We start from the raw sequence: 10,599 nt of genomic DNA, 5'->3' as shown, positions 1-10,599 counted from the left end.
GTGCGCGCCATAGCGTCTCTCGAGCGGGAAGCCATGCGTTCTTGAGCGGCGCGGCCGATCGTGAGCCCGACATCAGGGAGGATCCATGGGCGGCATCGAAAGCGGCGAGCGCAAGGCCGAGGACAAGAACGCGCTGCTGCGGATCGTGCGCGGCACGGCCAGCGAGGAAGAGCTCGTCGCGCTCACGGCGACGCTGTTCTCGCTGCTCGCCCGGCGCGCGGAGGAGCGGGAACCGGATGGTGGCCGCCCTGCCGTGCGGTGGCGGCCGTGGGCGGCGGCCACGTACCAGGCCCCGCAGAGCTGGCGCTGACAGGCGCCGGCGGGTACCGACGGGCAAAGCCGCACGTCTGGTTCGTCGGCGCGTACCGGCCGGTGAGCCGCGTACGCGCCCGGCGATGGCAGCGGCCGGGTGGGGGAGGGGTGCGGGGGCGGCGGCTCCCGCGAAGAGGGGTTGCGGGTGGAGTCGGCACAGCAAAGCAGACCGAGTGGACTGTTTTATGCGGCTGTGAGAAGGTCGGACTGGCCTCCTGTGAGAGTTCGAATGCCTATAAGTTGTTAAAAATGGGGCATCTTCGGAGGCTCGGTGGATGCGGTGAGGGAATTTTTTCCAAACCAGCACTGCGGTTTTTATATTGACAAACCGTCCGTCCCGTTTTTTAATGTTTCTGTAGTCGGGGGCAACCCCCGCGAGCAGCAACATCCACCCCAGGGAGACTGCTGTGGACATCAACGTATTGGGCGCGCTGACGGTGCGGGAGCAGGGTGTCTCCGTCGTGCCCACGGCCCCTAAGCCCCGGCAGGTCCTGGCGCTGCTCGCGCTCCACGCGGACCAGGTCGTTTCGCTCCCCTGCCTGATGAAGGAGCTGTGGGGTACCACGCCGCCGCGCAGCGCGCGCACCACCCTGCAGACCTACGTGCTCCAGCTGCGCGAGCTCATCGGGGCGGCCCTGGAGCGGGGCGCCGCCGAGGGCGGGGCGCCGCGCGGCGCCAAGGACGTCCTCGTGACCCATCCGGGCGGCTATCTGCTCGCCACCGGCGGCGGCGCCAACGATGTACGGGAGTTCGAGCGCCGCGCCGGGATGGGCTACCGCGCCATGGACGCGGGGGACTACCCCGGCGCGGCCCGGCAGTTACGCGAGGCGCTGTCGCTGTGGGAAGGGGGCGCGTTCGCCGACGTGCCCGCCGGGCCGCAGCTCGAGATGGAGATCAAGCGGCTCGACGAGAGCCGTCTGTGCGCGCTCGACCAGCGCATCGAGGCCGATCTGCACCTGGGGCGGCACCGCGAACTGCTCGCCGAGCTCACCGTGCTGGTGGCCCGGCACCGCACTCACGAGAATCTGCACGCGCAGTTCATGCTCGCGCTGCACCGCTCGGGCCGGCGCGGCGAGGCGCTGGAGGTCTACCGGCGGCTGCGGGCGACGCTCGTGCGCGAGCTCGGCCTGGAGCCCTCGGCGGTACTGCGCCGGTTGCAGCAGTCCATCCTCGTGGCCAGTCCCGAGGCCGTGACGCTCACTCCGGGGAGCGCCGGCGACCGCCTGGTCCCGGCCCCGTGAGGATCGGCGATACGGAAACCGGCTGACCGGCTTTCTTCTGGTGATCGAACCTCACCCGCACAGCGAGCCCGCCGCGGGCGGAGCCCTCGGCGGGACCGCCGGGGGCCCGTGCGGCGACGCGCCGCCCCGTGACCGGGCCCCGTACCCGCCGGCACACGCCATGGCGGCGGCCGGTGAGCCGGCCGGCGGCGAGCGGGCCGGCGAGCGGGCCGGGTCCGTCCGTCCCCGCCCGTCGGCGGCCCGTCATCCGGCCCTGTGGGACAGGGCCAGTTCCTGGAAACGGCGGAGCAGCTGCTCGTGCTGCCCCTGGAGCATTTCGACACGGTGCTTCAGCCGGGTGATCTCGTCGCTCAGCACGAGCTCCCGCGCGGCGACCGCGGGCACGGGCCGCGGCCCCGGCGCCACGGCGGGCGGCACCCCGGCCGTGCCCGCCGGGGACAGGGCCGGGTCGTGGTTCAGGATCGACTCCAGCAGGCCGCGCAGGGCGGGGCTCGGCTCGATGCCCAGTTCGTGCACCAGGCGCTTGCGCGCCCGGTCGTACACGCCGAGCGCCTCCGCCTGCCGCCCGCACCGGTAGAACGCCACCATCAGCAGGTGGTAGAACCGCTCCCGCATGGGGTGGTCCGCCGTCAGCTCGTTCAGCTCACCGGTGATCTCGCCATGCCGCCCGGTGCTCAGGTACGCCTCGTACATCGCCTCCAGGGCGCCGAGGCGGTGCTCCTCCAGCTGTGTCGCCTCCAGGGCGCAGATGTCGCCGAGCACGCTGCCCTCCAGAGCCGGCCCCCGCCACAACGACAGTGCCCTGCGCAGGAGTTCGGCCGCCTGTCCCGGATCGCCGCGCAGTAGCCGCCTGCCCCGCTCCGCGAGGCGGTGGAAGTGCGCGGCGTCCGTGTCGACCGGGTCGAGCCGCAGGGTGTAGCCGAGCGACCGGGTCACGATCCACTCGGGCGCGTCGGCGGACGATCCGGACAGCAGGCGGCGCAGCCGGGTCACGTGGGCCTGGAGGGCGTTCGCCGCGTTGGAGGGCGGATGTTCCCCCCACAGTTCGTCGACGAGCCGGTGCACGGACACGTTCTGCCCCGTCTTCACCACCAGCGCGCCCAGCAGGGCGCGCTGTTTGGCACCCGTGGGAAGGATCCTCAGACCGGTCTGTTCGTCCTGGACTTCCACGGGACCGAGAATGCGGAACTGCATCTCTTCTCCCCAAGTAGTGAAGTAGGTCGGAAACTCAGCCAGTTGCCGTGGTCCGCCGGGCCGGATGCCTCAGGTCGCGCACCCGGCCCGGGTCCGGACACCGGCTCTCACCGGGAGCGCGCCGGCCCGGCGCCGGCCAGCGCCGCGGCGGCGTCCCGCTCGACGTGCGCGAGGAGCGGACCCGGGTCGTCCTGGAAGTAGAAGTGGCCGCCGTCGAGGACCGTCAGGCCGAGGAAGCGATCGGTGTGCTCCTGCCAGCCGGCCATGTCCCGCGGCGGCACGAAGTGGTCCTCGCGCCCCGCGTAGGCGGACAGTGCGACGGGCAGCGGCCCGGCGTCCGGGTCGGGACGCCAGGTCTCCGCGAGCTGCAGGTCGGCCCGGATGACCGGGGCGAACCGCGCCCACAGCGTGGGGTTGTCGAAGACCTCGTCCGGAGTCCCGCCGAGCAGCTCCAGGTGCGTCTGCAACTCGCTGTCGGGCAGGGCGTGGCGCGGCGAAGGCAGGTCCGTCGGCCGAGGGGCGGCGCGCCCGGACACCCCGAGCCACACCGGCAGCGGGCGGCCACGGGCCGCGAGCAGCCGCGTGATCTCGTACGCCACCAGACCGCCCATGCTGTGCCCGAAGAAGGCGTAGGGGCACGTCAGTTCGGGCTCGATGCGGCGTACGAAGAAGTCGGCGAGCCGCCGTGCGTCCGTGATGTACGGCAGGTCGAGCAGCCGCCCGTGCCCCGGGGCGTCCATCAGCCGCACGTCCCACGAGCCGGGCAGCCGGGACGGCCAGGCGCGGTACAGCAGATGGGAGCCGCCCGCGTGGTGGAAGACGAACAGGCGCAGGGCGGGTCGTGTGCTGTCCATCGTGCTCCCTCGGTGTGGGCCGCTGCCGCGGCCGGATGACAGGCGGTGCTCACGTCCGCGGACCCGGACCCCAGATGGTGTACGCACGAGGGCCGCCGATGCCAGGACGGCTCCGTCGCCCGTGTGGCCGTTCTCGAGTTCCCCCTCGGGCCCCGCGCGACGGGCCCGCCGGGCCGGCCGGTCCGGGGCGGGGGCCGCGCGAAGAAGCGCGGAAGGGGACGGCGACATGCGCGAACGGCCGAAGAGACGCATATCAGGGGCGTGTCAGCGCGAGTGTGTACCGAAGCCCCCGGCCCCGGGCACGGGCCGCGCGCCGCGCCGCGCCGACGGCCACGCCCAGGAGGGCGGCCCGCGCCGGACCGGTGCGCGGCTGTGCCACGGCCCGTGCGAATCTCGAGCGGTTCTCCAGAGCGGGCGGTGAAGCTCGGCGCAGTGGTGTCCGTACGGCATTTTGCCCTTGGGAAGGCGGCGGATCGATGGTACTGGGGACGACGCTCGTCGAACGGGACCGGTCCGGGGCCCAGGGGACGCGGATCCCGGCTCCCCTGAACTCCGAGGCGGCGGTGCAAGAACGCGTCGCCGACCTCGAACGGCGCCTCGGAGACCCCTGGGACCCGGGCAACCCGCTCGGACACGCGGCCCTGCTCGCGGCCGACGAACGCGGCACTCTGCTGCCGGAGGCCGAACAGGCCCTCGACGACGCCTGCCTGAACGCCGAGTTCGTGCCCGCCTCCCTCGGCGGCCGGCTCGTGCGGGCCGACAGCCTCGCCCGCGTGCTGCGCTCGGTGTTCCGCCGCGACCAGGCACTCGGCGTCGGATACGGAGCCTTCTCCTGCCTCGCGGGCGCCTCGGTGTGGGCGGCCGGCAACCGGACCCAGCGGCGCTGGGCCGCCGACCTGCTGCTCGGCGGCGGCCGGCTGGCCGTCTCCTTCCGCGAACTGGCCCACGCGAACGCCTTCCTGCGCGACGAGTTCAGCCTGCGCACGAGCGGCGGCACCCGGATGCTCAACGGCTCCAAACAGGTCATCATCAACGCCGACCGGGCCCAGGGCCTGGTCATCGTGTGCCGCAGCTCCGACGAGCCGGGCAGCCGGGCCCACTCCACACTGTTCCTGGACCGGGCCGCGCTGCCCGGGGACCGGGTGCACGACCTGGAGTCCTACCCGATGGCGGGGATGCGCGGCTGCCGCAAGACCGGCCTGGAGTTCACCGACTGCCCGGTACCCGACGAGAGCCTGCTCGGCGAGGAGGGCAGCGGCGTCGACCTGGCCCTGAGGACCTTCGCGTTCACCCGCGGCATCCTGCCCTCGATGGTCCTCGCCGGAGGCGACACCGCGCTGCGCACCGCCGCACGGTTCGCCGCCGGCCACGGCGTGGGCGGACGGCCCGTGGAACGCAACCCCCAGGCCCGCCGCACCCTGAGCGGAGCCTTCACCGACCTGCTGATCTGCGACAGCCTGGCGCTGGCGGCGACCCGCGCGGCCGGCTTCGGACACGGCGTCACCGGCGTCTACGCCGCTGCCGCCAAGTACCTGCTGCCGATCCTCCTCAACGACGCCGTGCACGAACTGTCGGTGCTGCTCGGCTCCAGCATCTACGTACGCGACGGGGAGTTCGGGATCTTCCAGAAGCATGTGCGCGACCTGCCGCTGACCAGCCTCGGCCATGCCGGGGCCGCCGCCGCGCTGTCCACGATCAGCCCGCAACTGCCCGCCCTCGCCCGGCGCTCCTGGCTGGTGGACGCACCCTCGGACGGCTCCCTGCTGCGGCTGCGGGACGAACTGCCCACGCTCGACCTGCGCCGCCTGGGCACCTTCGCCGCCCACGACCCGCTGTGCGCCGAACTCCTCGCCGCCCAGGACAGCCTCGACCACACCGGACACCGTGCCGTCCTGCGCCCCCTGGTGGACCACCTCGTCGAGGAACTGCGCAGGCTGCGCAACTCCTGCGCCACGCTGGCACCGCTGAACCGCGCCAGCCTCGCCAACCCGCACACCTACGCGCTGGCCGACCGGTACACGCTGGTCCTCGCCGCCGCCGCCTGCCTCGGCGTGTGGCGCCACCAGCAGGGCGGCCCCGACACGTTCCTCGCCTCGCCGGACTGGCTCGTGGTCGCGCTGCTGCGCATCTGCACCCGGCTCGGCATCGGCCTGCCGGGCAACGCCCCGGGCCCCGAGGACGAGGTCTTCACCGAACTGCAGCGCCGCTACCGCGAGGGCACGAGCTTCGACCTGTACGACAGCCCGCTGGCGACCAGCTGACCGCGTGCCCGAGGGCACGCACCGGAGGACGACATGAGTGAACTGCTGCTCGACAGGGTGACCGACGACGTCGTCGCGGCACTGGAGACCGGCCGGCCCCCCACCGGCGGCGACAGCCGCCTGTACGAGGACCTGGGCTTCGACTCGCTGATGCTGATGGACCTCGCGCAGCGGCTGCGCGACCGCCACCCCGCCCTCGGCGACGTGCCCCTGCACGACATGGTGAGCGGAATGGCGGACGTCGGTGCCCTCACCGACCTGCTGCGCACCACGGCACGGGAGAACACGGCGTGACGACCGCCGCGGCCGCCTCGGAGGTCCTGCCCGCCCCCACCGCGCTCACCACCTTGTCCGCGCCGGTCCTGGTCACCCCCATGGGCCCCTGGCACACCGTGCGGGACGAACTGGCCGAGCGGGCCAGCGTGGTGATGTACGCGCGCCTGGAGGACTGGCTGCCGGACTGGCTGCCCAGCGACGGCGCGGAGAGCGCCCTGATGCCGCTGCTCGGGCGGGACTGGGAACGCTACCGGGGGATGAGCAACGAGGACGTGCGCGCCCGGTTCCTGGCGTCCCGGATGCTGCTCAAGTACGCCGCGGGAGCGGTCCTCGAGGCCCGGCCGGCCGACATAGACCTCGCCTACAAGCCCGGCGGCCGCCCGTACCTGCGCGGCTGCGACCAGGTCGACATCAGCCTCAGCCACACCGCCGACCTGCTGGTCGTCGGTGTCACACGGCGCGGCTGGATCGGTGTGGACGCCGAACTGGAGAGCCGCCGGCTGCGGGGCTCGGCCGTGGAACGGCAGATCTGCACACCGTACGAGAGGGAGGTGCTCGACGGCCTGGAGGAGCAGTGGCGCAACTCCGCGCTGGTGCGGCTGTGGACGCTGAAGGAGGCGTACAGCAAGGCCATCGGCCAGGGGCTGCGGTTCCGCTTCGCCGAGTTCGGGTTCTCGCCGGGGGCGCAGCGGGTGCAGGTGCTGCGGCCGGACGGGACACCGGGATCCGGCGACGAGTGGAGCTTCGGCACGTGGCACGTGGCGGACGAGTACACCGTGAGCGTCGCCCTGTTCGACATCGGTTTCGGCGACGCGGCCGACATCGCCGCGCAGACCATGCTCGACGAGGGCATGGTCGACGCGCTCCTGCGGATGGCCCGCGAGGACGAGGAGGTGGCCCGCGGCCGGGCATGATCCGCCGAGGGCGCCCGGGAAGCCCCGTCGTCCGCAGCCGCCGGGACACCCCGGGCGCCGCGGGCGGGCGGGGCACGTCCTGATCCACGCGAAGGCGGCCCTGGGAACCGGGTCCGCCAGCCCCTCGTTCCTTGAACGGCACCTGCTGCGCCAGGGCGTCCACCTCGAACGCATCCGCGGCGACCGGGTACTTCACGAGGCACTGACCGTCGGCGCCGGCCCACTGCATCTCGCCCCGGTCCTCAACCTGTCCCACACCAGCGCGAGCCGCTACGCGGCCATCGCCCGGAGCCTGTTCGACGACCAGATCGAGCAGAGCGCCCAGAACGAATGAGTCCCCTGTCCATCAGGCGCTCACGGCCTGCATTTCATCAAGGCCCAGAGAGCATCAGCGAGCGTGGCTTCGGGGCGGTCCGTTGCACTCGGCCGGTCCACTCACAGCTGCGGTGGGACCGGCCGGCCGAGAAACGCGGCAAGGCGATCAATAGCCGGAGAGGTCTCCTCGACGGGGTGCGGCTCGGCGAATCGTCCCGTTCGGGACTGGGGAGAGAGCTGGGCCCGAGCGAACGCCAGGGCCTGCTCGGCAAGGTCCTCGGGCAGCCGGGCAGGGATTCCGGTGGCCTGAGCGAGGTCCCAGCCGTGAGCGAGCAGATCGTACAGGCGGATCTGCAGACGCTCGGCGCCCGTGGCGCTCCCCAAGGGGCTGGCATAACTCCGCTCAAGCACCCCGGGGGCGGAGAAAGCCGCCAGCAGCGAAGCACTGGAGGTCCGGTAGGCGCCGACCGGGTCGTCACCGAGGCGGTCCACTCCGCGTTCGGGCATCGGGCCACCCTCGATCATGGCTGCGAACACCAGGTCCATGCCGACCAGGTGGGCCACCACCTCGCGTACGTTCCAGTCCGTGCACGGCGTCGGATCCTTCCACTGCTCGGGGCGGACCTCGGCGAGCAGGTCGCCGACAGATGTGCATGAACGTGCGAGACCTGCGACGGAAACGGTAGTCATCCAGGGAGACTACGGCGTCAACTGCCTTGCCAATCACGGCATTTGCCTAGAACTGGGTGATCGGTCCCCGCGCTGCTTCCCGGCGAGGGGACCGATCTTCGAACTGAAAGCTGCTGACGGGGCACTTGGCACCTGGTTCGCCGCTCGCTCACGGCACCTCTTGTCACCGGCAGAGCCGGACGGCGTGGCGAACGAGACCGGACGAAGCGGTGCGGTTGTCACCGGCGAGGCACGCGGCCCGTCACACGTACCCGTTCGACAGCCCTGCTGCCGTCAGTCCCTCGACGGCCGGCCGTGCGGCCGCAGACGCTCGCCCTGGGGGCCGAACATGATCAGGTACTCGACCGGTCCGCCGGGGCCGGCGTTCGCCACCCCGTGCGGGGTGCGCGTGTCGAACTCGGCGACCTCCCCGGGGGTCAGGACGAGGTCCTGGTCGCCGAGGGCGAGCCACAGCCGCCCGTACAGGACGCACAGCCACTCGTGGCCGTCGTGGGAGACCTGACGGGGCCGCGCGGGCGGGGTCTCAAGGGCGGGCAGGACGTGCTTGTGGGCGTGCAGGCCGCCGACGTACCGGGTCAGCGGCAGCACCGCCTTGTCGTCGCCGAAGCTCAGCGGCGCCGCGGCGCGTGGCCCGGCCCCGGTGCCGGGCGCGGTGCCGGCCAGCTCGTCCAGGGAGACGCCGTACTCCTTCGACAGGTGCAGCAGCACCTCCAGGGTGGGCCTGCGCCGGCCGGTCTCGATCCGGGACAGCGTGCTGGCCGAGATGCCGGTCGCGCGGCTGACACCGGTCAGCGTCGCCCCGTGGTGCTCGCGCGCGGCCCGCAACCGGGGCCCCATCGCGGCCAGCGTGCCGTCCACGTCGTCGACTGCCACCTTTTCCGCACCTTCCTGCCGTGCCGTTCCACCGCCCTGTCCTGCGATCTTGCCAGGACGGCAACGCCGATCGCGCCGAGGGGCCGCCGCGCCGCATGATCGACGGGTACCCGCCGGCCGCCCGCGAACCGAGGAGAACTCCGCCATGCAATCCGAGCCGACCGCCGCACTCCGCCACCGCATCGTCGAAGCCCCTGCCGGGCGCCTGCACCTGGCCGAGCAGGGCACCGGCCCGCTGGTCCTGCTCGTGCACGGCTTCCCCGAGTCCTGGTACTCCTGGCGCCGCCAGCTCCCGGCCCTCGCCGCGGCCGGATACCGGGCGGTGGCGATCGACGTACGCGGCTACGGCCGCTCCTCCAAACCCGCCGCGACCGACGCCTACCGGATGCTCGACCTGGTGGAGGACAACGTCGCCGTCGTGCGCGCCCTCGGCGAGGAGAGCGCGGTGGTCGTCGGCCACGACTGGGGCTCCAACATCGCCGCCGCCTCCGCCCTGCTGCACCCCGGGGTCTTCCGCGCGGTCGGCCTGCTGAGCGTCCCGTACGCGCCGCCCGGCGGCCCCCGCCCCACCGACGTCTTCGGCCGGATCGGCGGCCCCGGGCAGGAGTTCTACGTCTCCTACTTCCAGGAGCCCGGCCGCGCCGAGGCGGAGATCGAGCCCGACGTCCGGGGCTGGCTCGCGGGCTTCTACGCGGCCCTGTCCGCCGACACCATGCCGGCCAAGGGAGAGCCCGACCCGCACTTCGTCGCCCCCGGCGGCCGGCTGCGCGACCGCTTCCCCGCCGGCCCGCTCCCGGCCTGGCTGAGCGAGGAGGACCTCGACTTCTACGCCGCGGAGTTCGAGCGCACCGGCCTGACCGGCGCCCTCAACCGCTACCGCAACATGGACCGCGACTGGGAGGACCTCGCCCCCCACCGCGGAGCCCCGATCGAACAGCCCGCCCTGTTCCTCGGCGGAGCACTGGACGCGTCCACCACCTGGATGGCCGACGCCATCGACGCCTACCCCGCCACCCTCCCCGCCCTGTCCGCCTCCCACCTCCTGGACGGCTGTGGCCACTGGATCCAGCAGGAGCGCCCCGACGAGGTCAACAGCCTGCTGACCGACTGGCTCGCCACCGTCCGGGACTGAACCGGACAGGCTGTCAGGGCAGCGCAGTGGGTGTGCTCGGGGTGGCGGCGCCGAGGGCGCGCGTGGCGGTCCGCATCGGTGATGCCGGAAAGCCGCCGGGCCCGAACACGTCGGCCGGAACCGGTGAGGCCCCGCGAGCCGGTGGCCTCCAGCCGGCGGGACAGGCCTGCCGGCATCAAGTGGTCACGTCTCTCGTGGCCGGCCGCGAGCCGCACGCGTGCCCGTGCGAAAGCCCCGGCCCACCCGTCTGGGGCGGACCGGGGCACTGGCGGAGAGGGCAGGATTCGAACCTGCGTGGGCTTGCGCCCGACTGAAGCGGACTCCGGTCCCCGATAAGCCACTCCGGGCACCTCTCCTCGTCCTCGGGGCCGGTCCGTTCTTCCGGGCCGTTCCCTTCCGACACCCATAACTATGCCCCCCGCCCCTGACAGGACGCTGACGAGCGGCTGAGACGATCGCGCGGACGCCTCGCGAGGGACCCGGCCCGGCCGCTGTGCCCGGATTCGTGCGTCCGTGCCCGGACAGACCTCTGGCGCC

10 protein-coding genes and 1 tRNA gene are annotated in these 10,599 nt (G+C 72.9%); 6 read left to right on the top strand and 5 right to left on the bottom strand.

The genetic code is table 11. The features are described from left to right. The first annotated feature begins 85 nt into the window (after positions 1-85). Positions 86-310 (top strand): acyl-CoA carboxylase subunit epsilon, encoded by a 225-nt coding sequence (locus ACFCV8_RS33085; RefSeq protein WP_376689198.1) that lies wholly within the window; start codon positions 86-88, stop codon positions 308-310. Positions 311-719: 409 nt separating this feature from the next. Then, entirely contained in the window at positions 720-1,553 is an 834-nt protein-coding gene (locus ACFCV8_RS33080) for a BTAD domain-containing putative transcriptional regulator (protein WP_376689197.1), read from the top strand. A 243-nt stretch (positions 1,554-1,796) separates the two neighbouring features. Here ACFCV8_RS33080 and ACFCV8_RS33075 read toward each other — a convergent pair whose 3' ends face one another. Beyond that, entirely contained in the window at positions 1,797-2,747 is a 951-nt protein-coding gene (locus ACFCV8_RS33075; protein ID WP_376689196.1) for a BTAD domain-containing putative transcriptional regulator, read from the bottom strand. 107 nt (positions 2,748-2,854) lie between these two features. Next, entirely contained in the window at positions 2,855-3,601 is a 747-nt protein-coding gene (locus ACFCV8_RS33070; protein ID WP_376689195.1) for a thioesterase II family protein, read from the bottom strand. Between the two features lie 476 nt (positions 3,602-4,077). Here ACFCV8_RS33070 and ACFCV8_RS33065 point away from each other — a divergent pair, with 476 nt between their 5' ends. The 3 genes from ACFCV8_RS33065 to ACFCV8_RS33055 are packed head-to-tail and all read left to right on the top strand — an operon-like array spanning position 4,078 to position 7,052. Then, complete coding sequence (locus ACFCV8_RS33065) at positions 4,078-5,862, top strand: acyl-CoA dehydrogenase (protein WP_376689194.1); 1,785 nt, start codon at positions 4,078-4,080, stop codon at positions 5,860-5,862. A 33-nt stretch (positions 5,863-5,895) separates the two neighbouring features. Continuing rightward, on the top strand, positions 5,896-6,156 hold the full coding sequence (locus ACFCV8_RS33060) for a phosphopantetheine-binding protein (RefSeq protein ID WP_376689193.1): 261 nt from the start codon (positions 5,896-5,898) through the stop codon (positions 6,154-6,156). Then, positions 6,153-7,052 (top strand): 4'-phosphopantetheinyl transferase family protein, encoded by a 900-nt coding sequence (locus ACFCV8_RS33055; RefSeq protein ID WP_376689192.1) that lies wholly within the window; start codon positions 6,153-6,155, stop codon positions 7,050-7,052. Before ACFCV8_RS33060 ends, ACFCV8_RS33055 begins: the two co-directional genes overlap by 4 nt. 435 nt (positions 7,053-7,487) lie before the next feature. Here ACFCV8_RS33055 and ACFCV8_RS33050 read toward each other — a convergent pair whose 3' ends face one another. Both ACFCV8_RS33050 and ACFCV8_RS33045 read right to left on the bottom strand, forming a co-directional pair. Beyond that, on the bottom strand, positions 7,488-8,057 hold the full coding sequence (locus ACFCV8_RS33050) for a TIGR03086 family metal-binding protein (protein ID WP_376689191.1): 570 nt from the start codon (positions 8,055-8,057) through the stop codon (positions 7,488-7,490). 273 nt (positions 8,058-8,330) lie between these two features. Continuing rightward, entirely contained in the window at positions 8,331-8,930 is a 600-nt protein-coding gene (locus tag ACFCV8_RS33045; RefSeq protein ID WP_376689190.1) for a helix-turn-helix domain-containing protein, read from the bottom strand. A gap of 145 nt (positions 8,931-9,075) precedes the next feature. On the opposite strand from ACFCV8_RS33045, the gene ACFCV8_RS33040 reads away from it, so the two are divergent. Then, entirely contained in the window at positions 9,076-10,062 is a 987-nt protein-coding gene (locus ACFCV8_RS33040; protein ID WP_376689189.1) for an alpha/beta fold hydrolase, read from the top strand. A 266-nt stretch (positions 10,063-10,328) separates the two neighbouring features. Here the strand turns inward: ACFCV8_RS33040 and ACFCV8_RS33035 are convergent. Beyond that, positions 10,329-10,418 (bottom strand) — tRNA-OTHER (locus ACFCV8_RS33035). Positions 10,419-10,599 lie beyond the last annotated feature (181 nt).

Origin of the sequence: Streptomyces sp. NPDC056347 (assembly GCF_042262625.1) — a bacterium.
Lineage (GTDB): Bacteria > Actinomycetota > Actinomycetes > Streptomycetales > Streptomycetaceae > Streptomyces.
Note: the sequence above shows the minus strand (reverse complement) of the source record. Positions and strands in the feature narration are given on the sequence as shown.

Bases quoted from the DNA above. Each gene is read 5' to 3' on its own strand.
- ACFCV8_RS33065 (WP_376689194.1), top strand. From the start codon at position 4,078: ATGGTACTGGGGACGACGCTCGTCGAACGGGACCGGTCCGGGGCCCAG.
- ACFCV8_RS33060 (WP_376689193.1), top strand. From the start codon at position 5,896: ATGAGTGAACTGCTGCTCGACAGGGTGACCGACGACGTCGTCGCGGCA.
- ACFCV8_RS33075 (WP_376689196.1), bottom strand. From the start codon at position 2,747: ATGCAGTTCCGCATTCTCGGTCCCGTGGAAGTCCAGGACGAACAGACC.
- ACFCV8_RS33070 (WP_376689195.1), bottom strand. From the start codon at position 3,601: ATGGACAGCACACGACCCGCCCTGCGCCTGTTCGTCTTCCACCACGCG.
- ACFCV8_RS33040 (WP_376689189.1), top strand. From the start codon at position 9,076: ATGCAATCCGAGCCGACCGCCGCACTCCGCCACCGCATCGTCGAAGCC.
- ACFCV8_RS33085 (WP_376689198.1), top strand. From the start codon at position 86: ATGGGCGGCATCGAAAGCGGCGAGCGCAAGGCCGAGGACAAGAACGCG.
- ACFCV8_RS33050 (WP_376689191.1), bottom strand. From the start codon at position 8,057: ATGACTACCGTTTCCGTCGCAGGTCTCGCACGTTCATGCACATCTGTC.